General features: G+C 39.3%; 21 protein-coding genes. 6 read left to right on the plus strand and 15 right to left on the minus strand.

What is annotated here, in order from left to right:
* The first annotated feature begins 389 nt into the window (after window positions 1–389).
* The 3 genes from PVV68_RS01645 to mutT all read left to right on the plus strand — a co-directional run bounded on the left by PVV68_RS01645 (window position 390) and on the right by mutT (window position 3,249).
* A complete protein-coding gene (locus PVV68_RS01645; protein WP_273720019.1) occupies window positions 390–1,343 on the plus strand; it encodes a peptidylprolyl isomerase in 954 nt (317 codons plus the stop codon).
* 131 nt (window positions 1,344–1,474) lie between these two features.
* Entirely contained in the window at window positions 1,475–2,707 is a 1,233-nt protein-coding gene (argJ, locus tag PVV68_RS01650; RefSeq protein ID WP_273782592.1) for a bifunctional glutamate N-acetyltransferase/amino-acid acetyltransferase ArgJ, read from the plus strand.
* A 128-nt stretch (window positions 2,708–2,835) separates the two neighbouring features.
* Entirely contained in the window at window positions 2,836–3,249 is a 414-nt protein-coding gene (mutT, locus tag PVV68_RS01655) for an 8-oxo-dGTP diphosphatase MutT (protein ID WP_273720023.1), read from the plus strand.
* Between the two features lie 710 nt (window positions 3,250–3,959).
* Here the strand turns inward: mutT and PVV68_RS01660 are convergent.
* The 4 genes from PVV68_RS01660 to PVV68_RS01675 form a co-directional block, all read right to left on the minus strand.
* Window positions 3,960–4,820 carry an NlpC/P60 family protein gene (locus PVV68_RS01660; protein WP_273720025.1) on the minus strand — a complete coding sequence of 287 codons (861 nt, stop codon included), beginning with the start codon at window positions 4,818–4,820 and terminating at the stop codon, window positions 3,960–3,962.
* Between the two features lie 160 nt (window positions 4,821–4,980).
* Complete coding sequence (locus tag PVV68_RS01665) at window positions 4,981–6,348, minus strand: M17 family metallopeptidase (RefSeq protein ID WP_273720026.1); 1,368 nt, start codon at window positions 6,346–6,348, stop codon at window positions 4,981–4,983.
* A 13-nt stretch (window positions 6,349–6,361) separates the two neighbouring features.
* Complete coding sequence (gene coaA / locus PVV68_RS01670) at window positions 6,362–7,306, minus strand: type I pantothenate kinase (protein ID WP_273720142.1); 945 nt, start codon at window positions 7,304–7,306, stop codon at window positions 6,362–6,364.
* A 172-nt stretch (window positions 7,307–7,478) separates the two neighbouring features.
* The gene (locus PVV68_RS01675; RefSeq protein ID WP_273720028.1) at window positions 7,479–8,468 is read right to left on the minus strand and encodes an asparaginase; all 990 of its coding nucleotides are present in this window, start codon (window positions 8,466–8,468) and stop codon (window positions 7,479–7,481) included.
* 201 nt (window positions 8,469–8,669) lie between these two features.
* Between PVV68_RS01675 and hslV the strand changes: the two genes are divergently transcribed.
* The gene (hslV, locus tag PVV68_RS01680; protein WP_273720030.1) at window positions 8,670–9,251 is read left to right on the plus strand and encodes an ATP-dependent protease subunit HslV; all 582 of its coding nucleotides are present in this window, start codon (window positions 8,670–8,672) and stop codon (window positions 9,249–9,251) included.
* Window positions 9,252–10,562 (plus strand): ATP-dependent protease ATPase subunit HslU, encoded by a 1,311-nt coding sequence (gene hslU / locus PVV68_RS01685; RefSeq protein WP_273720031.1) that lies wholly within the window; start codon window positions 9,252–9,254, stop codon window positions 10,560–10,562.
* Between the two features lie 19 nt (window positions 10,563–10,581).
* On the opposite strand, the gene PVV68_RS01690 is transcribed toward hslU, so the two are convergent.
* The 3 genes from PVV68_RS01690 to rpsO form a co-directional block, all read right to left on the minus strand.
* Window positions 10,582–11,580 carry a class I SAM-dependent methyltransferase gene (locus tag PVV68_RS01690; protein ID WP_273720033.1) on the minus strand — a complete coding sequence of 333 codons (999 nt, stop codon included), beginning with the start codon at window positions 11,578–11,580 and terminating at the stop codon, window positions 10,582–10,584.
* A 65-nt stretch (window positions 11,581–11,645) separates the two neighbouring features.
* Window positions 11,646–13,847: a polyribonucleotide nucleotidyltransferase gene (gene pnp, locus PVV68_RS01695; RefSeq protein WP_273720036.1), complete on the minus strand. Its 2,202-nt coding sequence runs from the start codon at window positions 13,845–13,847 to the stop codon at window positions 11,646–11,648.
* Window positions 13,848–14,097: 250 nt separating this feature from the next.
* On the minus strand, window positions 14,098–14,367 hold the full coding sequence (gene rpsO / locus PVV68_RS01700) for a 30S ribosomal protein S15 (protein WP_208440251.1): 270 nt from the start codon (window positions 14,365–14,367) through the stop codon (window positions 14,098–14,100).
* Window positions 14,368–14,686: 319 nt separating this feature from the next.
* On the opposite strand from rpsO, the gene PVV68_RS01705 reads away from it, so the two are divergent.
* On the plus strand, window positions 14,687–16,315 hold the full coding sequence (locus PVV68_RS01705) for an MFS transporter (protein ID WP_273720042.1): 1,629 nt from the start codon (window positions 14,687–14,689) through the stop codon (window positions 16,313–16,315).
* A gap of 471 nt (window positions 16,316–16,786) precedes the next feature.
* Here the strand turns inward: PVV68_RS01705 and truB are convergent, their stop codons facing one another.
* From truB to metK, 8 genes are all read right to left on the minus strand, one after another.
* Window positions 16,787–17,746: a tRNA pseudouridine(55) synthase TruB gene (gene truB, locus PVV68_RS01710; RefSeq protein WP_273720044.1), complete on the minus strand. Its 960-nt coding sequence runs from the start codon at window positions 17,744–17,746 to the stop codon at window positions 16,787–16,789.
* A 3-nt stretch (window positions 17,747–17,749) separates the two neighbouring features.
* Window positions 17,750–18,157, minus strand: a complete 408-nt coding sequence (gene rbfA / locus PVV68_RS01715; RefSeq protein WP_273720046.1) for a 30S ribosome-binding factor RbfA — start codon at window positions 18,155–18,157, stop codon at window positions 17,750–17,752.
* A gap of 130 nt (window positions 18,158–18,287) precedes the next feature.
* A complete protein-coding gene (gene infB / locus PVV68_RS01720; RefSeq protein WP_273720048.1) occupies window positions 18,288–20,816 on the minus strand; it encodes a translation initiation factor IF-2 in 2,529 nt (842 codons plus the stop codon).
* Window positions 20,813–21,448, minus strand: a complete 636-nt coding sequence (locus tag PVV68_RS01725) for an RNA-binding protein (RefSeq protein ID WP_273720050.1) — start codon at window positions 21,446–21,448, stop codon at window positions 20,813–20,815. Before PVV68_RS01725 ends, infB begins: the two co-directional genes overlap by 4 nt.
* A gap of 18 nt (window positions 21,449–21,466) precedes the next feature.
* Window positions 21,467–23,080 carry a transcription termination factor NusA gene (nusA, locus tag PVV68_RS01730; protein ID WP_273720052.1) on the minus strand — a complete coding sequence of 538 codons (1,614 nt, stop codon included), beginning with the start codon at window positions 23,078–23,080 and terminating at the stop codon, window positions 21,467–21,469.
* Between the two features lie 47 nt (window positions 23,081–23,127).
* Window positions 23,128–23,754: a ribosome maturation factor RimP gene (gene rimP, locus PVV68_RS01735; protein WP_273720053.1), complete on the minus strand. Its 627-nt coding sequence runs from the start codon at window positions 23,752–23,754 to the stop codon at window positions 23,128–23,130.
* Window positions 23,755–23,906: 152 nt separating this feature from the next.
* Complete coding sequence (locus tag PVV68_RS01740; protein ID WP_273720054.1) at window positions 23,907–24,608, minus strand: tRNA (guanine(46)-N(7))-methyltransferase TrmB; 702 nt, start codon at window positions 24,606–24,608, stop codon at window positions 23,907–23,909.
* Window positions 24,605–25,873, minus strand: a complete 1,269-nt coding sequence (gene metK / locus PVV68_RS01745; protein WP_273720055.1) for a methionine adenosyltransferase — start codon at window positions 25,871–25,873, stop codon at window positions 24,605–24,607. Before metK ends, PVV68_RS01740 begins: the two co-directional genes overlap by 4 nt.
* Between the last annotated feature and the right edge of the window lie 48 nt (window positions 25,874–25,921).

Below are 25,921 nucleotides of genomic sequence, written 5' to 3' on the forward strand. Positions count from 1 at the left end.
TTATGATTGGGTAATGCATATGTTATCCCCATATTCTACAATCCCAAAAGTGTTTCATAACTGGATGCAAGTGGTACCATTATACTTGTGGGTGTGCAATTTTTCATTTGATTGTAAAATAGAGATAAGAGGCGAAGTGCATCGTGTCAACTTTAGGAGTGCTTTTTAGTTGAGACAATACCAAGTAATTTACGATATAATATGTCATTTTCTATATTATTATGTTTTCTATGAGCATGAGATAGGGTGGTATAAACTAATATAAAAGGACAAGTTTATGCTTTTTTAAATAAAATTACTGATTTATTTATCTTTGTTTAGAGATTAAAATGCTACATTCAAATAAAATGAGAATTTTGAACCTGCCTTCATTTTTAAGGAGTATATTTATGAAATTCAACTTTATCACGCTATTTTTGGCATCAGCTGTATTGACAAGTACGAGTGTAGGGGTGATAGCCCAAGAAAGTTTGAATTCACCATCAGATGATTTAAAGACTTTGGAGAAAGCTTCAGAAAAGGCAGTTCCTTCTTCTCATGTGATGGCGGTTATTGATGGGAAGGATATTACTGCAGGACAATTAGATGATTTAGCGCTTGAAATAAATCCTAGTTTAGTACGTTTTCCTGATGAACAACGCCGTATAATGGTTTTAAAAGCTTATTTGGATATGCAGGCACTTGCGAAAGCAGCAAGGGACAAGGGCATCGATAAGAGTGAAGCTTATGATAAACGTATGGCGGTTATGCGTGATAATGTTCTTCAGCAGCTTTATTTTAAACAGACAATTGTTGATCAGATTTCTGATACCGATTTAGAAACTCTTTACAAAAAGGAAATTGCTGCTTTGCCTAAAGAGGATGAAGTAAAGGCGCGTCATATTTTGGTCAAAACGAAAAAAGAAGCAGAAGCTATCGTTAAGCGTTTAAATAAAGGGGAAAATTTTGAAGAGATTGCAAAAAAGACTTCAACAGATGGTTCTGCGGCTGTAGGGGGTGATCTTGGTTATTTTAGCCATGGTCAAATGGTCAAACCTTTCGAAGACGCTGCGTTTGGCTTAAAAGTTGGTGAATACACCAAAAATCCTGTTGAAAGTCCTTTTGGTTGGCATGTTATTAAGGTAGAAGATCGTCGTTTGAAACAATCTCCTGCATTTGATGATGTTAAAGAGATGTTGCGTACACAGCTGATAAGAGAGCGCTACCAAAAGCTGATTGTTGATTTGCGCAACAAAATGGATGTGCAATATCCTGATCCCAATGTGACAAAGCTTATGCAATCGATTAATCAGAATGGAACAGTACTTCCGGATGAAACAGCCGATGAAGAAGATACGGAATAATAATGAAGAAGAGGTAGAGAGTATTTTTGCTGGTGATTTGAGTGATTAGTTTTGTTCAAAAAGCTAAGCAGTTATTTATGTAGAGACTACTTATCTACAATCATTTTATCTATTTTTATGGAAAGCATAGAGTGGCTTTGAAAATATCTCCTTTGTCTCCGCAAAATATACCGGAGCTTCCGCCATTATCTGGTGTGCGGATAGCAACAGCTGAAGCTGGGATTAAATATAAAGGTCGTACAGATCTTCTTTTCATCATATTCGATAAGCCGGCAAGTGTAGCTGGTGTTTTTACCCGCTCAAAATGCCCTTCTGCTCCTGTGGAGCATTGCCGCGCATCGCTTCCTCACGGCGTTGCAAGGGGTGTGGTTGTTAATTCTGGGAATGCGAATGCTTTTACAGGACGCAAAGGAAGACACACAACCAATGAAATTATGTGTGCTGCAGCAAATACTTTGAAGGTGAGAGAAAATGAAATTTTTATAGCTTCTACAGGTGTTATTGGTGAGCCAATGGATGCATCGGCTGTTGTGAGTCTTTTACCAAATATGCTGGAGACGGCAAAAGAAGGGAATTGGTTAGAGGCTGCAAAAGCTATTATGACGACGGATACATTTCCAAAACTTGCTACGCGCAGATTTGATTGTGGGGGAGAGACTGTTACCATTAATGGAATAGCAAAAGGTGCTGGTATGATTGCACCAGATATGGCAACGATGCTCTCTTTTGTCATAATTGATGCGGGAATTTCTTCGGATATACTTCAAGCCTTGTTATCAGAAGCGGTTCAGGGGTCTTTCAATTCGATTACTGTCGATAGCGATACTTCAACATCAGATACACTCATGATGTTTGCGATAGGAAAAGAAAACTTTCCTCCCCTTACACAGAGATCTGATCCGCGTTATGGGGTATTCTCAAAGTACTTGAATGCGCTTTTACATGAGCTTGCCTTACAAGTTGTTTGTGATGGAGAAGGGGCGCGTCATTTAATTGAAGTGAATGTGATTGGTGCTACAACAGACAATGCTGCGAAGACTATTGCCCGATCAATTGCAAATTCGCCCCTTGTAAAAACGGCTATTGCTGGTGAAGATGCGAACTGGGGGCGCGTGGTTATGGCAGTTGGCAAAGCAGGTGTTGAAGTAGACCGTGATCTATTGACAATTTGGTTTGGTGAACATCGTTTGGCGATCAATGGTGAACGAGATCCTGAATATTGTGAAGAAAAAATAGCTGCTTATATGCGAGGAAAACACATCACAATTCGTGTTGATATTGGTTTGGGCATTGGCAAAGCGACAGTTTGGTCTTGCGATTTAACGAAGGAATACGTTATGATCAATGGTGATTACAGAAGTTAACAGATACATCATAAATTTGACAGCGGATATCTGTATATTTTTGAAGAATATGAGTATTTTAACTTTTCATTTTAGAGCAAGGGGTAATACGAAAGAAATGGTTATCTTTATCCCTTTTGGAGAGTGGTATGCATATAAAAAGTTCACTTCTTCTTGTTGTTGCATGTGCATTATTAGACCAAGATAATCGTGTTTTGCTTACAGAACGTCCTCAAGGAAAATCACTAGCTGGTTTATGGGAATTTCCTGGAGGAAAGGTTGAGAAAGGCGAAACTCCAGAGGCATCATTGATTCGCGAGTTAGAAGAAGAGCTTGGTATTCATGTTCAAGCAGGTAATTTACGACCCTTAACATTTGCAAGCCATAGCTATGAGACATTTCATCTCCTAATGCCATTGTATCTTTGTTACCATTATGAAGGTGTTGCTAGGGGACGAGAAGGGCAAGATTTAAAATGGGTTTTTATTGGCGATCTTGATGAATATCCTATGCCTGATGCTGATAAACCATTGGTTCAACGGTTGAAAAAATTTCTTCTTTAATAAGTTTTTGAAAAGACAATGCCCTTTACAAGTAAAAAATACTTCTTTCCATAAGTCCTTAATGTTAGAAAAGCCTCTTTTAAAGAGGAAACTTTGTAAGTTTTATGAGAAATTGTTCTTTTGGCGCAACCAATTTCTTTATCGCCAATATGTCGTAGCTTTACCCTGTCTTTTACATTCGACGTTGGGACATTCAAAAATATCCACAGCAACATTTAAAAACAATGGAGAGTGCGCAATGCCTCACGCTTTTGTTTCTCATGGTCTTTTAATAGAGGTATGTCCCTCATGTAATACAGAGGGCTATTGTGTTACACATTCACATTCTTGTAAAAAAAGCTTAACACTCCAAAACCTCTTTCACAAGAGTGCCTGTTCCTAATAATAATTTTCACCTTTATGCATAGATCACCTGTAATATACAGACTTTAATGCAAGCTATTTACTAAATTGGCTAGTGAGTTACACAATCCGCGAAAAATTTATGAGTGTTGATAAAAGCTTCCTACTAAATGTGAGTTTTAAGAAAAATCGAGTTATGAATTCTCTTTGATATCAATAAGTTTAAAAAAATGTTTGTAGCCCATAGAATCAATAACTTTCTTCTATCCACCTTATTATTTTTAAGGCATTTAAATCGACCTACGAAAAAATGCAGCAATAGAAATATTTGTTAATTATGCTCATCTATAAAAGTATCACTTACTTTCCTAGTATTGTAGACGGCGTTTTTCTACGGGATATTTCTGATATGTTTGAGCGATACGCATAATTGTTTCCTCTAGTGGCTCAATTGTCACGTCCATAGAAAACCCATTTGCATGAATGACATTCTCATGATCAACCATAATGGCAGCATGACCTTTCCAAAAGATCAAATCACCTCGTTGAAGTTTATCACTGTCTGAAAGTTGACTACCTATAGTTTTTTGCTGCATATCAGTATCGCGTAAAACCATTTGACCGGTCATAATCATAGAAAGCTGGATGAGTCCTGAGCAATCAAGTCCGAAACCACTGACACCACCCCAAAGGTAAGGTGTGCGGATGAACATTTCAGCAACGGCAACATAATCTTTATATACACGGCCAATGGGACTGAGATGATTGCTAATAATTGCTTTTCCGTTTCCAAGTATAGAATACATAGTATCACGGACTTCAACTTCATTAACAACACTTACCTTACTTCCCATGGATAAAGGATATTCCATTGATCCACGCAAATCAGCTTGGAAATATTGAAAAGTACGTGGTACTGAAACAATGTGTGTTTGTTTTACAGTTGATGTGCAAAGTGCTGTTGTATCGATATAGCCAACATAACCATCTTTGAGGGATTGTCCCCACGACATAGCTTCCCCTTGTTCAAAGATAAGAAGCTCTTCTCCAAGTAAGCATTCTGTTTGCATTTCGCTTTTTTTACTGTTTTCTTTAAACAGTCCAGCAACAGGTACATGAACGCGTTTTTTTTCACCTTGCACAAAGCGCTGCGCTGTGACTTCTGTTTCAAGACGTTTGTCAGCGAGATCTTCTCTGAATGCATGTAACCTTGGATCTTTAGAGATCATTCGCTTCTCTTTCATTTTTGTCTTTAAATAAGTTTATGACAACTGCAAAAGCGCAGAGCTTTTCATCTTTAAATAAAGCACAGAGCATCATTAGAGACGATAAGCAACCACTCCTAAAGCCTTACAATTGTCCATCTTTGTGGATATTTTGTGTCAATTTTTAGTTTTTAAAGAGATTATAAAGAGCACGAATAACTTGTGCAGATCCACCGACAGGATAGCCTGGTTTTTCTTTAGGAACCCACCCATAAAGATCAAAATGCGCAAAATGTTCGGCTCTTTCAACGAAAGAGTTAAGAAATAAAGCAGCCACTATAGAGCCGGCATAGTTATTTCCAGTTATGTTATTCAGATCAGCATTTGGTGAAGATAACATTTCCAAGTAAGGTTTCCAAAGGGGCATTTGCCAAAGAGGATCACAAACAGAGTGAGAAGACTGAGAAATCTGTTGTGCCCATATTGCATCATTACAATAAAATGCAGGAAGATCTGGTCCTAATGCTATCCGTGCTGCTCCTGTTAAAGTTGCCATACAAAGCATGAATTGTGGACTTTCTTCATCACCATAGGCAAGTGCATCGGCAAGAATAAGTCGTCCCTCAGCATCTGTATTGCCAATTTCAACAGTTAAGCCTTTACGGCTTTGAAGGATATCACCTGGTCTGTAAGCATGAGCAGAAATTGCATTTTCAACAGCTGGAATCAAAACACGCAAACGAAAGGGTAATTTTGCATCCATGATAAGCTTAGCCAGTCCCAAAACATGTGCTCCACCCCCCATGTCTTTTTTCATGAGTAACATGTTATTGGCTGATTTAATATCGAGTCCTCCAGTATCGAAGCTTACGCCTTTACCAACCAATGTTATTTTAGGATGGTTTTCTTGACCCCAGCGTAGCTCAATCAGTCGTGGTGCAGTACTGCTGGCGCGTCCTACAGCGTGAATCATAGGAAAATTATGTGTTAAGAGTTCATCTCCACAGATACTTTGGACATCAGCACCATAAGTTTTTCCCAATTGGCGTACTTCTTGCTCGAGGCTATCAGGACTCATATCATTGGCTGGAATATTAATGAGATCACGAACAAAAAAGACCGTTTCATAAATTCGTTGAAGCTCATCAAAATCAACTCTATCATTGACATAGATCGACAACGATTTAGAAGAAGAATGTTGACGATAGCGGTTGAATTTATAACTTCCAAATGCCAATCCAAGATAGCTCTTTATTTCGTGGGAGGCTGTGCCTTCTAAATGCCAATGTCCAGCAGGAAGATTTTTAGCGAGAAGCCCTGTGATAAAAGGTTCATCACCATTGCCAAGTCCAAAGAAAACTTTTTTTAAATGTCCTGTTTCATGCGGAACGAAGAGTATTTGTCCTGCTTTCCCAGTAAAATTGTTAACTTTCATCCATGCTGTTGTTGATGCATCAAGCGACAAATCAGTAAGACTTTCAGGACTTACCAAGAATATGGGGCAACTCTTATCCAAACGTTTTTGGCTAAAATGAATGTGATGTGAAGGCATATTTATAAAATCCTCATAGTCGTCGCAGTGCGACATATTCGACCAAATGGTTTTTTCCTTTGCGTAGAATGAGGTTAGACCGTGGTCGTGTTGGCAGTATATTTTCTTGTAAATTTTTCAAATTAATCGTTTGCCAAATATTTTCAGCAATTTTTAGAGCTTCTTTTTCATGCAGGAGTGCATAACGATGAAAATAGGATTCAGGATTTTGAAAAGCGGTTTTACGCAAACGTTTAAAACGTTCCAAGTACCAGTGCCGAATGACTTCTGTTTCAGCATCTACATAGATTGAAAAATCAAAAAAGTCTGAAACAAAAGGAATGACTTTACCATCTTTAGGAAGATCACTGACTTGCAGGACATTAATACCTTCAATAATTAAAATATCAGGACGGTCAATGGTAATAGTTTGATTTTCCAGAACATCATAGATCATATGCGAATAAAGTGGGGCGCTAACATTACCAACACCAGCCTTTATGGCAGAAAGGAAGTTCAGCAATTTTTTAATATCATAGGAATCAGGAAATCCTTTACGATGAATGCGGTTTTTTTGCTGTAAAACAGCGTTAGAATAGAGAAAACCATCAGTTGTAATCAAATCCACTTTAAGACTGGATGTCCAACGTTTCAAAAGTTCCTGAAGAATACGAGCGGTGGTTGATTTTCCTACAGCAACAGAGCCAGCAATCCCAATGATAAAAGGAGTTTTCTTCGTTCCTTCTTGGTGTAAAAATTTTTGACGCTTATAAAAAAGTTCCTGTACTGCTTCAACATGGCATGACAACAGACGCGATAAAGAAAGGTAAATACGTTGTACTTCTTCAAGATCAATAGGATCATCAATGGAACGTAACCGTTTAATTTCATCAAAGGTTAAGGTGAGTGGTGTATTCGCACGAAATTCTGACCATTCTTGTGCAGTAAAAACACGATAAGGCGAATATCGATCAGAGATTGATGTGACCAAGTTATCTTCCTGATCAGTTTTTGAGAGAATCGTATCAATCATTTTATAAAGTCGAGATCTTTTTTGCTGCAGTAACTGCTTAAAAATAAAGAAACAAGCTGTTTTGTATTCACATGAATTTTTTTCTGCATGTTTTTTCTTTTAAATCAATAATCTTTCGTTAGCTTATAGTCCAGTCATTCCAGTGTTCTTTAATTTGTGCCAAGGAGTTTCCTTGTGCTAAAAAAGCCCATAAAAGTAAACGCGCTTTTACTGCTGATAAATACCCAGACATAAGAGCGCCAGAAGCAAGTAAATCGACCTCTGAACCTTTATAGCCATAAGTTGTTCGGGTTGTTGAGCCAGTATAGGTACGGCTAGCAATAATGATGGGCATTTTTTGTGTATATTGTCGCACGATGTCTGCTTCTTCAAAACTACAGTGACCAGAGCCAAAACCAACAATGACAAGTCCAGCATAATATCCACTTTCAAGACAGAATTTCATTAACTGTGTATCAGAGGATAAAGAAGCGTGAAGGAGTGCAACTTTGTGATCGTAATTTTGAGGAAGATCAAATGTTGTGGGGAAAAACTTTCGATCATTAAAATAAATCAATTTTCCTTCCAAAATAGTACCTAAAATACCTATCATACCTGATTGAAATGTTTCAATTTTTACGGTATGGCTTTTCTGTACCCAATAAGGTGAATGAATGGTATCATTGATGACAACGAGAACACCCCTATTGCGACTTTGTGGATGAGTAGCGACACGCGTTGCTGCTAAAACATTAGCGGGTCCATCAGCACCTGCTTCATGAGGTAGACGCATAGCGCCAGTAATGACAAGCGGTTCCGCTCTATCCCAATAAAGAGAAAGAAAAAACGCTGTTTCTTCTAATGTGTCGGTACCTTGGGTTAAAATAATACCTTCGGCGCCAGCCTTTATCTGTTGTTTTGCCCACTCTATGATTTCAAAAAGAATTTTAAAAGATAAAGATCCACTGGGTAATTGTGTGAGTGTTTGTGCATGAACATGAGCAACTTTATTTAAATCAGGAACACTTTTGATGAGGATATCTGAGGTTAAAGTTGGTTGCATTTGGCCGGAATCGTCAGCAGCCATTGCAATTGTTCCCCCTAATGTTCCTATGGCTATTTTCTTCATAATCTTTCCCTTAGAAGATGTAGATTGTTGAAGAGAACTATTTAACAACAATTTACATTGATAACAATGCATTCATTTTTTTATTTTAACAAATTGAATTGTGCTAAATCATTGTGTTTTGCAATATATGTTCTTAAATAGAGACAATAATGATTAGATTTTACATTTGATGGAAAGAAATCAATATTAAGGAGTTTCCTTATGGCAGAACATAAGCCAGACATCATGTATGGTACAACTATTGTTACGATACGAAAAGGTGGCAAAGTCGTGATGGCCGGAGATGGTCAGGTTTCATTGGGGCAGACGATTATGAAAGGCAATGCACGCAAAGTTCGTCGTCTTGGGAAAGGCGGAATGGTTATAGCTGGTTTTGCAGGGGCTACAGCGGATGCTTTCACTTTGTTGGAAAGATTGGAAACGAAGCTGGAACAATATCCTGATCAGCTCATGCGTGCCTGTGTAGAACTTGCAAAAGACTGGCGGACAGATCGTTATTTACGTCGTCTTGAAGCAATGATGCTTGTAGCTGATAAGAAAATAACTTTAGCTTTAACAGGGCTTGGTGATGTCTTAGAACCAGAAGACGGGGTTATGGCAATTGGGTCTGGAGGCAATTTTGCTCTTTCAGCTGCTCGGGCACTCATGGATATGGATTTGGATGCCGAAACTATTGCGCGTAAAGCTATGGATATTGCCGCTAAAATTTGTGTTTACACCAATGATCATTTTACAATTGAAACATTGGATGCAGAATTATCTTCTTTAGAGAAAGCTATTTGAATGTGTGTTGTATTTTCCCCTCGTGAGACTGTTTCTGAACTTGATCGTTTTATTATTGGCCAAAATGATGCCAAACGTTCTGTTGCTATTGCATTGCGTAATCGTTGGCGTAGACAACAGCTTGATGGCCCAATGCGTGAAGAGGTTATGCCCAAAAATATTTTGATGATCGGACCAACAGGTGTTGGTAAAACAGGTATAGCGCGTCGATTAGCAAAGCTTGCTGGAGCCCCTTTTGTTAAAGTAGAAGCGACTAAATTTACTGAAGTTGGTTATGTGGGACGTGATGTTGAGCAGATCATTCGTGACCTTGTTGAGATTGCCATTTCTCTTGTGCGTGAAAAAAAACGAGAGGAAGTGAAAGTAAAAGCTCACATGAATGCTGAAGAGCGCGTCTTAGATGCTCTCGTTGGCAAGACAGCAAGCCCCGCTACACGTGATAGTTTTCGCAAAAAATTGCGCGAAGGTGAATTGGATGAGAAAGAGATTGAAATTGAAGTAGCCGATAATAATAGTAATAGTGCTTCGACCTTTGAAATTCCCGGTATACCTGGTGCACAAATGGGAATTATGAATTTGTCAGATATTTTTGGTAAAATGGGGAGTCGTACGAAGGTCCGCAAAACAACAGTAAAGGATGCTTTTAAGCCCCTCATGGATGATGAATCTGAAAAGCTCCTTGATCAAGATCAAATCATTCAAGAAGCACTTCGTGTTACTGAAAATGATGGAATTGTTTTTATTGATGAGATTGATAAAATTGCTACGAGGGATGGTGGAGCAAGTGCCGCTGTTTCCCGTGAGGGCGTTCAACGGGATCTTTTGCCTTTGGTTGAAGGAACAACAATTTCTACAAAATATGGTCAAATTAAAACAGATCATATTTTATTTATTGCTTCAGGTGCGTTTCATGTTTCCAAGCCATCTGATTTGTTGCCAGAACTTCAAGGGCGTTTACCCATTCGCGTGGAATTGAATGCTCTCACAAGAGAAGATTTGCGACGTATTCTCACCGAACCTGAGGCTAGTCTCATTAAGCAATATATTGCTTTAATGGCAACGGAAGAAGTTCATTTAGAAATTACCGATGATGCCATTGATGCTTTAGCAGATATTGCTGTAGATTTAAACGCAAGAATTGAAAATATAGGGGCACGTCGTTTGCAAACAGTAATGGAGCGTGTTTTAGATGAGATTTCTTTTACAGCACCTGATAAAGCTGGAACATCATTTAAAGTTGATGCAGCTTATGTCAGAAAATCGATAGGTGAGCTTGCTGCTGATATCGATCTTTCGCGTTTCATTCTTTAGAGTTATCATTTATTTGCATCTATCGGTGCGCTTCGATAACTTTGAAACCATGGGCTTTTTCATCTATGAGCACTGTGTGAAAAATGTCCTTTAGCAATATTTCATAAGGCAGGTGGAGGTTAGCAACAAGAAGCAGCTTACCACCTGGCTTTAGATGTTTTGCAGCATTTATAATAAAATGCTGCCCTAATGAGACATCTGTCGTTTGTTGCGTATGAAAGGGTGGATTTGAAATGATGGTATCATAGAGATCAGTGATAGGCTCATGGACAAGATCATGCCAATAAAAATGAATCGGACAAGAAGTTGTTATATGTTTAAGATGCTGCTTTGCAGCTGTCAAAGCATTGTAATCGGCTTCATAGAGATCAAGAGTTGTTAGTTTTTTGCTTTTTTCAAGTGCAGCATGAGAAAGAAAACCCCAGCCAGCACCAAAATCTGCAGTTTTTCCAGTAATTTTATGCATATGTGAAGCAAGCACGGCAGACCCAGGATCAATGCGACCATGCGAGAACATGCCAGAAGTGGTCTGAAATTTATTTTCAAAAGTGAGCGGTGGTGAACGCAATTGTGTAATCTTCTGTCTATCTATTTGTTGTGGAACTTGAAGCCAGAAGACTAGTCCATGGTTTTTGGATAATTTATCGGTGATGGGAATAAATGTTTTGACCCACTTCATCATTGAAGGAGCACCGGCAGTTTTATTTCCACCAATAATAACCCATCCACCAGGTTTCACACATTCTAATAAATCAAGAAAACAATTTTGGTTAAAACCACGATATTTGCTCAAATGTAAAAGTGCACCATCATAGGTGAAAGTCTTATCTATTTGAGGAGCACAATCAAACTGAGCATTGACAAATTTTAAAAAATCTGGTCGCCAAGGCGTAATAACTTTTAAGTTTTTTACCCATTCTGAAGTGGGAATTTCAGCTAAACCAAAACCCAACCACGATTGGTTTGGACTGGGAAGAGGAAGATTATGGTTCTCAAAAGGCAAAAAACAGTGACACATGTCAGTCTTTCAAGGCAAAAATGCCATTTTCATATGAAAATGGCATTTCATAACAAGAGGAAAGATTACTCTTCTTTTTTCTTACGACGACGCTTGTTCTCGGATTTATTTCTTTCTTCCACGCACTTTTCTTGTTCTTCTTTTACCGGACGATCTGCTGTAATTTCTTCACCGGTTTGTTGATCAACGATTTTCATTGATAAGCGAACTTTACCACGCTCATCAAAGCCCATGAGTTTCACCCAAACTTTATCACCTTCTTTAACAATATCTGTTGTTTTTGTGACGCGTTCTGATGCGAGCTGAGAAATATGAACGAGTCCATCACGAGAGCCAAAGAAATTTACAAATGCACCAAAATCGGCAGTTTTTACAACTGTTCCTTGGTAGATAGCACCAATTTCAGGTTCATCAACAATAGAATGGATCCAGCGCTTTGCTGCTTCAATAGTTTTAGCATCGGCAGAAGCGATTTTGATTGTTCCATCATCTTCAATATTGATTTTTGCTCCAGTTTGTTCAACGATTTCTCGAATAACCTTACCGCCAGAGCCAATCACCTCACGAATTTTATCAACGGCAATGTTCATCACTTCAATACGCGGAGAGAATTCGCTAAGTTCAGCACGTGCACTGGTTAAAGCTTTACCCATTTCATGAAGGATATGGATTCGTCCACCTTTAGCTTGTTCAAGTGCAATTTTCATAATTTCTTCGGTAATACCATCAATTTTGATGTCCATTTGCAAAGCAGTAATACCATTTTCTGTTCCCGCTACTTTAAAATCCATATCTCCAAGATGATCTTCATCTCCTAAAATATCAGAGAGTACAGCAAAGCGTTCACCTTCTTTAATCAAGCCCATGGCAATACCGGCAACGGGGCGTGCTAGAGGAACACCGGCATCCATGAGGGCAAGCGAAGTTCCACAAACTGTTGCCATGGAAGATGATCCATTGGATTCAGTAATTTCAGAGACAGCACGAATAGTATAAGGGAAAGATTCCTTCGTTGGCAACATAGGATGAAGTGCACGCCACGCCAATTTGCCATGTCCAATTTCACGGCGACCAGGAGAGCCAAGACGCCCTGTTTCTCCTACTGAAAATGGTGGGAAATTGTAATGAAGAAGAAATGTTTCCTTATACATACCTGTTAAAGAGTCAACATATTGTTCATCTTCGCCAGTTCCCAGTGTTGCAACAACCATTGCCTGTGTTTCGCCACGGGTAAAGAGTGCGGATCCATGTGTCCGTGGTAAAAGACTAACTTCTGACTGAATGGGACGTACTGTTGAAAGATCACGTCCATCAATACGTCTTCCCGTATCAAGAATATTCCAACGCACAATTTTTGCTTGCAACTGTTTGAAAACGGTTGCAATTTGATCTGCATTAAATTTACAGTCCTCTTCTGTTTCGGGCATAAATTTATTGATGACTTCTGTTTTCAGTGTATCAATGGCAGCATAGCGCTCTTGTTTATCAGTAATTGTATAAGCCTTTCGTATATCCTGTTCAGCCATTTCCAGCATGGCTTTTTCAAGATCAGAGAGATCTTCAGGAACGAAATCACGTGGATCTTTTGCGGCAACTTCGGCAAGCTTTATGATGGCATCAATCACAGGTTGCAAACCTTTGTGCCCAAACATAACGGCACCCAACATGATATCTTCTGGCAATTCTTGTGCTTCTGATTCAACCATCAACACAGCACTTTCTGTTCCTGCAACAACAAGATCAAGTTTTGATTCAGGCATTTCATCGATATGAGGATTGAGAACATATTGTCCATTACAGTAGCCAACACGGGCACCAGCAATGGGCCCCATAAAAGGAACACCTGATAGAGTTAAAGCAGCAGAAGATGCAATCATCGCAAGGATATCGGGATTATTTTCAAGATCATGCTGTATAACGGAAACAATAACTTGTGTGTCATTTTTATAACCGTCAGCGAAGAGGGGACGGATGGGACGATCAATTAAACGTGAAATTAAAGTTTCATTTTCTGTTGGCCTACTTTCACGTTTTAAATAACCACCAGGTATTCTACCAACAGCATAGGATTTTTCTTGATAATTAACTGTGAGTGGAAAAAAATCCTGGTCTGGTTTTGGACTTGTTGCCGATACAACGGTTGCTAAGACAATGGTTTCTCCATAGGTCGCAATTACTGCACCATCAGCTTGACGCGCTATTTTTCCCGTTTCAATGGTGAGTGGCCGACCGGCCCATTCAATTTCTATCTTGTGCGTTTTGAACATTTTTTATCCTTAATAACCAGTATTCACATCTTTGAGTGTTTATATTCTGGTTTTGCGTAGCATATTTAAAGCTATGGGCAGGACAACAAGACACTTCTGTTTTTTCGCGAGAAGAGAGAAATAAATCGCAATTTAAACGCGAAGCAACTAGCAATCCTGCCCCATGATGGTTACTCATCAGTTTAAACTAAAAGCAGCAAGCTAAAAAAATGGGTAAATTTTATCGAGATACTATCCACCCATTTCTCTTCTAGCGACGCAAACCTAATTTCTTGATAAGTGTCTGATAACGATTTTGGTCAACTCCTTTAAGGTAATCAAGAAGGCGACGGCGTTGAGATACCATCTTTAAAAGACCACGGCGAGAATGGTTATCCTTTTTGTGTGATTTAAAATGGTTCGTTAAATTGGAGATACGTTCAGAAAGTACAGCAACCTGCACTTCTGGAGATCCTGTATCACCAACCTTATTTGCATATTCTGCGATAAGAGCTTGTTTACGTTCAGTTGTAATCGACATCGTATTATCCTTTCAAAAAACAAAGAAACAAAAGCCACCCACAGCCGAGATGTCGTTCAGCAAGGGTCTATGAAGAAATAAGAAGAGTTCAAGACTCTTACTCATCTTGACACTTATATAGGAAAAGAGGTTAAAATGCTAGCCCTTAAAAGCATTGAAACGCTCCCTTAAATCAAGGGTTTTGTTTTAAAATAGTAATTTTAACAGGGTTGTATGAGAAGTTTTAAAAGAATTATGCATCCTTTTGATACAAAGATAACTGCTTTGCAGAGTATATGTATGATAACAAAAGCGATAAATACCGATTTGGAGGCAAAAGATGCAGAGCATTTCAACATTCGAACTTTTTCGTAATTCGGTATTTCGAAATTTGTGGTCGTCCACTCTCATTTCTAATTTAGGAGGGCTTATACAGGCTGTAGGAGCAGGGTGGTTAATGGCATTGATTAGTTCTTCGCATTCTATGGTCGGGCTTGTTCAAAGTGCTACAACATTACCACTTGTGATGTTTTCTCTGATGGCAGGGGCATTAGCTGACAATTTTAATCGTCGTCAAATTATGTTGTGTGCGCAAATTATGATGATGGTTGTATCAATGAGTTTGGCTATTTTATCCTATATGGGCTTTCTAACACCTTCACTTTTATTATGCTCCACGTTTTTGATTGGCTGTGGAACAGCCTTTTATAATCCTTCTTGGCAAGCGACAATAGGAGATATTGTGAGTAGGGCAAATATTCCTGCTGCTGTGAGTTTGAACAGTGTTGGCTTTAATTTGATGCGTAGTGTAGGTCCTGCTATTGGTGGTGCTATCATTGCAATGTTAGGGGCCGCCGCTGCTTTTTTATTCAACGCGATAAGTTACATTCCTTTAATTGGTGCTTTGTTTTTCTGGAAACCAAATTACGAAAACAACATCTTGCCACGGGAAAGATTTTTAGGTGCTGTCTCAGATGGTTTACGTTATGTTGCTATGTCACCTAATCTTCTCAGTATTATGGTCAGGGCATTTCTTTTTGGTCTTGGAGCAATCTCGATTTTGGCACTCTTGCCAATCGTTGTGCATAAAATTCTTGGAGGGAGTGCACTTCTTTATGGTACATTGCTTGGTTGTTTTGGCTTAGGGGCTATGACAGCAGGTATTATTAATTCATTTGTACGAAATTATTTTCGTTTAGAGACAATTATTGCCAGCGCATTTATTGGTTTTGCCTTTTCTTGCTTTATTTTAGCGATAAGTCGTTCATTGATTATAAGCCATATTGCCTTATTTCCTGCAGGCTTATCTTGGGTTTTGGCGTTATCATTATTTAATACATCTGTACAGCTTTCTACACCACGCTGGGTTGTCGCACGTGCTTTAGCACTTTATCAAACGGCATCTTATGGAGGGATGGCTGTTGGAAGTGCAATTTGGGGAGCTTTGGCTGATGGTTATTCTCCAACAATTGCTTTGAGTATTTGTTCTTTCTTCTTGGTTTTTGGTGCCCTTGCGGGAGTAAAGTTTAGAATTCAGGAAATTCCTCAGATAGATTTGGATCCACTTGATCATTTCAGAGAACCGGAGCTTTTACTTGACCTAAAAGCAAGGAGTGGTCCGATCATGATAATGATCGATTATCAAATTCATGAAAATGATCTCGAAGAGTTTCTCAAAGTCATGACACGTCGTCGTCATATTCGTTTACGTGATGGCGCTCGCCAATGGGTTCTCTTACGTGATCTTGAAAGACCTGAATATTGGACAGAAGCCTATCATATGCCAACATGGGTAGATTATTTACGCCATAATCACCGTCGTATAAAAGCGGACGCAGAGGTGAATAAACTCCTGCGTCATTTAAATCGTGCGCCTAACGGTATAAGAGTCCACCGCATGATTGAACGCCAAACCATACCACAAGCCAATGAGATGATTTTAAAGTCTTCTGCTGATCAATTACCTTGATAGTAAAAAGGCAAAAAGAATTTTCTTATAAAATATTCAATATGTGCAATACCATTTTATGGATAAGTTGTTATTATGAAAAAATCAGTAGCAATTTTAAAGGTTAGATAAACAGTTTATGCTGTTGGTAGGTTGAGGACAGAGTTAATTAAAAAAACAGTTAGAATTCGTGGGTATTGTAATTTATTTTAAGCTCAAACCTGTTTTTCTATTTCACAAAAATCTTTTAACACAGTATAGTATACTCGTATATCTAGTAATGATTAAAGAAGACAATTGAAAAAACAAGGTGTTTTTTTGTCCTTTATTGCGCAAGCAAGGATCGGACTTTTGAACGCATCGCAGATTTTAGGCATCCAATACAAATTATTGTAAAAGGCTAAGTATAAGACAATGAAAAGAGCTCTCTTCTCTTTATTGATAGATATAAAAAATATCTTTTTCCAAGAGTTTGTTGTGAAAAAGAATGAATTAGATTGTAAAAATTCGTTTTGGTTTGAACAGAATTTTTTCAAGAGTGCCTATAGCAAGAAGTTGTCCTTTGTAAAACACACAGAGCTCATCTTCATCAAGAGATACATTGTGATTATAGAGAGGCACTGGAGCACCCTTCATGACTCGCTGTGCTTGGGTTTCATTAAGAATGTAATGAGAGAGACAATCCACTGCAGCACCTGTTTCAATTAAAAGTGCATCAAGTGTTGAAAAATCTCTTTTGAGAGGAGTATCATTTTCATTTGTCACACTTTTATCTAGCCCTACTGCTTTTAGCGTGTTCCATGTGATGAGATCGTTTTCACAAAACGGTGCCACTGCGATACGTCTTAAATCAGCAATATGCCCATAACAACCAAGATCACGCCCCATATCACGTGCTAAGGAACGCACATAGGTCCCTTTTCCGCAGGTTATTTCAAAGATAGCACGCTCGCTGGTAGGAGTTTCTATTAATTTAAAAGTTTCTATTTCCACTTGGCGGGGTGGAATTTCAACAATCTCACCTTCACGGGCCAAATCATAGGCACGATTACCAGAAATTTTAATTGCCGAAAATTGCGGAGGTGTTTGCAAAATAACACCTGTATATTGAGGGAGAAGAGCACGTATTTCTTCTTGTGTTGGACGTTTGAGAGATGTTTTTGTGATTTCACCTTCTAGATCGTCTGTTGACCTCTCTTCACCCCAAGCAATTTGAAAACGGTAGGTTTTTGTACCTTGCATCACGTAGGGAACAGTTTTGGTTGCTTCGCCCAATGCAATTGGCAAGAGCCCAGAAGCAAGAGGATCAAGTGTACCCGCATGTCCCGCTTTTTGCGCATGAAAGAGCGATTTTATTTGTGAGACAGCTTCTGTTGATCTCATTCCTTTTGGTTTATCAAATATGACCCAACCAGAAACAGAACGGCCTCTTTTTTTGCGTTGCGGCGCCATATTTTAATCCTCAACTTCATCATTATGGTGGAGATCACGTGCCACCTCAGGTGAGCGAAGAAGAGCATCAATTTTTGAAAAATTATCAAAACTACTATCAAGTCGAAAACGCAGTTCAGGCATATATTTCATTTGTCGTAATGCATGACTGATTTCTCTACGGATAAAACGGCTATGTGTATTGAGAATATCGACAACATCAACATGCGATGCATTTTTAAGAGTACTAAGAGGAGAAATAAAGCAGGTAGCAATTTTTAAATCTGCTGACATGCGTACTTCAGAGACAGAAATAACCATATTTTTTAGGAGGTCCTCAAGTAAAATTCCGCGCTGTAGTATATGTGCTACTGCGTGGCGCACTTGTTCACCTACTCTAAGTTGCCGTTGTGATGGCCCTGCATTTTTCATTAAAGTTTTACCCTTATTACAACATCTCTTCTTTTGACCATCTTAAAAAAAATTAAGAAAGGACCGAGGTGCTATACACAAACCTAACAATTTTTTCCATTTCACGATAAAGCAAAGTTATTGGATTATTCTATAATGTGCGATTAATATGTTCAATACGGAAGGTTTCAATGATGTCTCCTGCACGTATATCTTCATAATTTTCGAATGCTATTCCACATTCTTGTCCACTTTGTACTTCATTGACTTCATCTTTGAAACGTTTGAGTGTTTTAAGTTTTCCTTCATGAATGACAATATTATCGCGGATAAGGCGAACACCAGCGCCTCGTTCTATTTTGCCTTCTGTGACACGACAACCTGCAACTTTTCCGATTTTTGTAATGTTAAAGACTTCTAAAATTTCGGCGTTACCAAGGAAAGTTTCACGCTGTTCTGGTGAAAGCAACCCTGACATGGCAGCTTTTATATCATCAACAAGATCATAGATGATATTATAATAGCGAATTTCAATTCCTTGTGTTTTTGCACAGTCACGCGCTTGTTTATTGGCGCGAACATTAAAGCCAATTACAGCGGAGTTAGAAGCTTCAGCAAGAGAAATATCACTTTCAGTGATACCTCCAGCACCAGAATGTACAATGCGCGCGCGCACTTCTTCGTTCCCTAACTTTTCTAATGCTGAAGCAATTGCTTCAATTGATCCTTGCACGTCTCCTTTAATAATCAGAGGGAACTCTTTAATACCGACGGTTTGTAATTTTGTCATCATTTGTTCAAGGGAACCACGAGAACCCGTTTGTCTGGCGACAGCTTTATCACGCGCTAATCGCTGACGGTATTCAGCAATTTCACGTGCTTTTGCTTCATGACTGACAACTGCAAAACGATCACCAGCTTGTGGCGTTCCTTGCATACCTAAAATTTCAATGGGTGTAGAAGGAACAGCTTCTTTGACATGACGACCATGATCATCAATCAAAGCGCGTACGCGCCCCCACTCATTGCCGGCAACAATAATATCAGAAGGATGTAATGTACCTTTCTGAACAAGAACTGTAGCAACAGATCCACGTCCTCGATCCAGTTTTGCTTCAATGACAACGCCTTCCGCTGTTCGTTGGGGATCTGCTTTCAGATCAAGAATCTCAGCTTGAAGAAGAATAGCTTCGAGAAGTTTATCAAGATTCTGTCCAGTTTTAGCAGAAACTTCCACTTCCAAAGTCTCTCCGCCCATAGTTTCAACAAATACTTCATGTTGTAGAAGTTCTGTACGCACTTTTTGTGCATTAGCAGCGGGTTTATCAATTTTATTGATAGCAACAATGATTGGTACACCAGCTGCTTTGGCATGATTAATTGATTCAATCGTTTGCGGCATGACACTGTCATCAGCAGCAACAACCAGAACGGCAATATCGGTAACACGAGCACCACGCGCACGCATAGCTGTGAAAGCAGCATGTCCAGGTGTATCAATAAAGGTAATTTTTTGACCGTTTTGCTCCACTTGATAAGCACCAATATGCTGCGTAATACCACCGGCTTCACCAGAAACAACATTCGCTTTTCGAATAGCATCAAGCAGAGAAGTTTTTCCATGGTCGACATGGCCCATAATTGTTACAACGGGAGGACGAGTTTGCATTTTTTGAGGGTTATCAGCGATATTAAAGATACCTTCTTCTACGTCAGATTCTAAAACACGTTTAACAGTGTGACCGAATTCAACAGCGATGAGTTCAGCAACATCAGCATCAATAATATCGCCAGGTTTCATCATTTGTCCCTGTTTCATCAGAAATTTAATCACATCAACGGAACGTTCAGTCATACGCTGTGCGAGTTCTTGAATTGTAATAGTTTCAGGAAGAACAACTTCACGAGAGATTTTTTCTCTTGGTTCTTGGTTTTGTGCACGTTTAAATTTCTCCTGCCTGCGGCGCATTGCAGCCATTGAGCGCCCACGTGCGTTACCTTCTTCGTCCAAAGCACTATTGAGGGTGAGTTTTCCACGGCGGCGCTCATCAGCGCCTTTTACAACTTTTGGCGCACGTACTTCTGATTTCGCAAGGTTAGCACGCCGGCTACTATGTCGATCGTCCTCTTTATTTTCATCTGTTTTGCGTTTTTCAATGACAGTTGTATTTTTAGGCGTGGTAGGGATATCTATAGGTTCTATAGGGACATGAGCAGGACTAAGATCAGGTGTTTGTACCGTTGGACTTTTGTTCTCTTGATGGATTTCTATTTCTTTTTGAATTGATTGCTGCAAACTTTCTTCATGCTCTTTTGCACGTCTTGCTTCTTCTTCAGCCCGTTCACGCGTTATTTTTTCTTGAATATGTGCTTCTTCTAACGCACGAAGCCTTGCTTCCATTTCAGCGGATGAGAGATTATTTTTAGCAACAGGTTTACTCGGCTTTGCTTCTTCAAATCGTGGCTTAGAGCGTTGAGGAGCTACATGTGGTTTTGTAATAGGCTGTTGTATTTCAGCTTTTTCATCAGGTCGCGTAATTTTACGCCGTTTAGTTTCAACAACCACAGCCTTGGTACGACCATGGCTAAAATTTTGTTTGACCGTACTTGTTTCTAGGACGGACCGCTTTAAGGTTAATGTCCTTTTGCCTGTTATTTTGTCGTTATTATTTTCACTCATTGTACTTCCTTCACGGCTTGTGCCGTTATTTCACCAGGCTTGCTGTGCTTTTCATCACGATAGGCGAGCAGTTTATGTATTGTTGTGAGAAATCCTTCAGCAGCTTTAGTGTCTAATAAGGCTGCATGCATAACAGGATTAGCACCGAACGCTACTCGCATTTCATCACTTGTAAATAAAGATATAGTTTTTATATTCCGATTTATTTTTTGCTGTATTGTATAGACGGCTTGTGCAATTTTTCGTTTTCCATCTTCTGTCGTTTCTTGGGCATGAAGTACGAGAATAACTTGACCAGAGCGGATAGCAGCATCAACTTTTGTTGCTCCCATGACAATGGCACCTGCTTTACGCGCTAAAGAAAGACTTGCAAGAGCGGTTTTTAGCAAAAGTCTATCAACAATATGCGCAAGATTTGGCGCAACCTCAACATCTGTTTTAAAACTTCTATGAAAAGCTTTCTGTTTAATTGCTGCTTCAATGGTAGAATGACGAGCACAAACCCAAACACCTCGCCCTGGCAAATTGGCTTTAAGATCAGGGACGATTTGATTATTGGGACCAATAACAAAACGGATCAGCGTCTTTGCTGAAGCGCTTCTTCTGGTTACAATGCAGGTCCGTTCATTCATTTAAAATTCATCCACGCTCTAATTGTCTCTTTTTTCATCTTTTGCAGAATTTTCACTTTCTGCAGGAATTTCTTTAACAAGATCAGCTTCATTTATCCAGCCTGCTTGCACACGTGCTGCTAAAACCATAGTTTCTGCATCAGCACGTGTAATATCAAATGGTGTCAGGATACCAGAAAAACTTTGTGTTTGTCCCTCTTTACGTTCTCTCCAACCAGCCAAATCATCGACTGCATATCCAGCAAAATCTTCTATTGTTTTCACACCGTCTTCGCCAACAGCAACCAACATAGCACTCGTCATTCCGGGCAGTGTTCGCAATTCATCAGAAACACCAAGTTCTTTACGCTTTTCATCAAGTTCTTTTTCTTTATGTTCAAGATATTCACGCGCACGGCTTTGAATTTCAGCAGCAGTTTCATGATCAAAACCATCAATGGAAGCAATTTCTTCAAGATCGATATAGGCGATTTCCTCAATAGAAGAAAAGCCTTCTGATGCCATAACCTGTCCGATCATTTCATCAACATCTAAGGATTCCATAAACAGTTTACTGCGTTCAGTAAATTCTTTTTGACGATTTTCAGACTCTTCTTTTTCGGTTAAAATATCAATATTCCATCCCGTTAATTGCGAAGCCAAACGAACATTTTGTCCACGTCGTCCAATTGCAAGGCTCAGTTGGTCATCAGGCACAATGACTTCAATGCGTTCGGCATCTTCATCAAGCACAACTTTGGAAACTTCAGCAGGTTGTAGTGCATTAACAATAAATGTCGCGGCATCAGGGGACCAAGGAATAATATCAATCTTTTCACCTTGTAGTTCTGCAACCACAGCCTGTACTCGGCTTCCTCGCATTCCCACACAAGCTCCAACAGGATCAATGGAGCCATCCCGTGAGACAACAGCAATTTTAGCACGTGAACCAGGATCACGAGCAACCGATTTAATTTCTATAATACCATCGTAGATTTCTGGTACCTCCATGGTAAACAACTTCACCATAAATTGCGGGTGTGTGCGTGAAAGAAAAATTTGCGGACCACGTGATTCACGGTGCACATCATTAACAAAAGCACGAATACGATCCCCATAGCGAAAGGATTCACGTGGAATTAATTCATCACGGCGCACAATAGCTTCACCACGCCCGAGATCAACGATAACATTGCCATATTCTACACGCTTTACTGTACCAGAAATAATTTCACCAATTTTATTTTTAAATTCTTCATATTGTTGGTCACGCTCTGCATCACGGACCTTTTGTACAATAACCTGTTTAGCAGATTGCGCAGCGATACGACCAAAATCCATAGGAGGCAAAAGATCCGCAAAAAAATCACCAACCTTTGCATCCGTTTGGCGTTTAAGTGCATCGGACAAGGTGATTTCATTTGTATAATCTTCAACGACATCAACAATTTTTAGCAGGCGTTGTAATTTAATTTCACCTGTTTTGGAATTGATTTCAGCACGGATATTGGTTTCTTGACCATAACGAGAACGTGCCGCTTTCTGAATAGCATCAGCCATCGCAGAAATAACAATTTCACGGTCAATTGACTTTTCACGTGCAACAGCATCTGCAATTTGCAGAATTTCAAGCCTGTTAGCGCTTGTAGCCATCAATTTTCTCCTTCTTTGTGCCACACGATAGGCATTTCCCAGTGATATTAACTTTTATAATTTGATGTCTGTTTTGAGATGTTAGAATTATCTTCGGGAATAACTTGTTGATTTAAATCTTTATTTTTTTTCAAGGCGTCGCGAATAAGTTCATCTGTTAATACCAGATGTGCATTTGTAATATCACAAAAGGCAATAGAGATATATAGTGCTTCTCCATAAGCGACTTTATCGGTGTTTAAAGTAAATCCATCTTCCGTGATATTGGTCAGTGTTCCACGAAATTTTCGGCGCCCATCAATTGTTTTGTTAGTTTCAATTTTTGCAATATGTCCCTGCCAATGCAGAAAGTCAGATTTTCTTACCAGTGGACGGTCAATTCCTGGAGACGAAATTTCTAAATGATATTTGCGCTCAATAATATTTTGCACATCAAGAAGGGGTGAAACAGTTCGGCTAACAGTTTCACAATCTTCCACGGTCATAGAGCCATCAGCGCGTTCTACCATAATCTGAAGTGTTAAACCATTTAAACCAAGAAGCTTCACACGAACCAAACGAAAACCTAGAGGTTTAAGCAATGGTATGATAAGAGCCCCAACACGTGCTTCAATGCCATCTTCTTCAAACAGACGTGGTTCATCAAGACTGCTTATTTTTTCAGTTTCGTTCATACATTTCATCCAAGTCATTTTTCTTAAGTTTTACGACATTAAAAAAGAGCGGGTCCAACGGCCCACTCCTCATCATAAGACCAAGAATTTACTTATTGATACTCTTAAATTCAAAATTTTTCAAGTTGTTTATAAGAAAAGCATTTGAGCATTTATTTTTTGATAAAGGTAAGATAAGTAGGTATCCGTCCTTCGCGTAAAGCTTTTGCTTCATAGCGAGTACTTATCCAGAGCGGATAAGGGGTTTTCCAATCTTTAGGTTTTTCTGCTTCCCACTCAAAGTGATTATGTTGTGCAAAATGGTAAAGGGTCCAATTTACATAACTGTCTATATCGCTAGCAAAGCGGAACTTTTTCCCTGTTTTAAGAACGCGAGCAAAACGATTAAGATTTTTTATGTTGATGAAACGTCGTTTCCAATGTTTCTTTTTAGGCCATGGATCAGGATAGAGGAGGTCTATTCCATCAAGTGATGCATTGGGGAGCCAATCAAGGAGATGTGTGGCATCATCGTCGTAGAGGCGAAGTTGATTTTGATGCTGTTTATGTTGTTCAAGAGATAGCAATATTTTTGCTATACCATTGACAAAGGGTTCGATACCAATAAAACCAGTTTGCGGACAATGTTCCATTTCATGAAGCAAATGTTCACCTCCACCAAAACCAATTTCAAGCCGAACTTCTTTTACTTTATTGGGAAACAAAGTTGTTAAGTCTAAGGGGGAAGGGGTATTTAAATCAATATGAAGAGTTGGGAGAAGCATTTTTATACGCGCAAGTTGACTGTTTCGCAGCCGTTTCCCTTGTCGGCGACCAAAAAAGGCTTCACGTGCACGTGTATTATGATCAATCATGGTATTTTAATCATCGTTTGAAGTGGTTTAATCAAATCAGTTTTTTCCCATGAAAACGAACCATCATCTTTTGGTGTACGTCCAAAATGACCATAGGCAGCTGTTTTTGTATAAATAGGTTTATTGAGATCAAGATGTTTTCGAATGCCTGTTGGTGAAAGATCCATTATTTTGCGAATGGTTGCTTCAAGAATTTTTTCATCGACTTTTCCTGTTCCATGGAGATTAAGATAAATGGATAGGGGCTGCGCAATGCCAATCGCATAAGAGAGTTGGATAGTGCATCGTTCTGCTAAATCAGCTGCAACAATATTCTTAGCAAGATAACGTGCGGCATAAGCAGCAGAACGATCAACTTTTGTCGTATCCTTTCCTGAAAAAGCGCCTCCACCATGAGGTGCTGCCCCTCCATAAGTATCAACAATAATTTTGCGCCCCGTCAGTCCAGCATCACTTTGAGGACCACCAATAACAAATTTCCCTGTTGGATTGATATACCAACGACATTGAGTCGAAATGGGAATATCATGTAAAGCCTGACGAATATAAGGCTCAACCACTGTACGAACTTTATCCGAATCCCAACTTTCATCTAAATGTTGTGTTGAAAGAACGATGGACGTTACCTCTATTGGTTTTCCATTTTTATACCGTATTGTTATTTGACTTTTAGCATCTGGTCCTAATTTTCCAGTTTCTCCTTCCCCTTTATGGCGAGCTGCAGCAAGAAGTTTAAGAATTTTATGTGCATAATAAATGGGAGCTGGCATGAGATCTGGTGTTTCACGGCAAGCATATCCGAACATGATGCCCTGATCACCTGCTCCTTCTTCACCATGCCGATCCGTAGCATTATCAACACCACGTGCAATATCCATTGATTGGGGACGTAAAAGAACATCAATTTTAACAGTCTTCCAGTGAAAACCTACTTGTTCATAACCAATTGCACGGATAGCACGACGTGCCGCTGCACGAAAACGTGTGGGATCAATGAACGGACAGCCATTCTCATCGTAGATAAATTCTCTATTTTTATCTCTTTTTAACAGTGTATCAGGAACACGCACCTCGCCCGCGATAACAACGCGGTTCACACTAACCAAAGTTTCACAAGCGACTCGTACCAACCATGGATCTGTACCAGTTTTTTGCGCTTCTCTATAGACCATATCAACGATTTCATCGGAAATACGGTCGCAAATCTTATCAGGATGTCCTTCCGATACCGACTCACTCGTAAAAAGATAATCTTGATGCGGCATAGGAACTCCTTCAAAAAAGAAAACCAACAGTTTATGAAATTGTCTATT

The sequence above is a fragment of the Bartonella sp. ML69XJBT genome (assembly GCF_028618515.1).
Taxonomy (GTDB): Bacteria; Pseudomonadota; Alphaproteobacteria; order Rhizobiales; family Rhizobiaceae; genus Bartonella.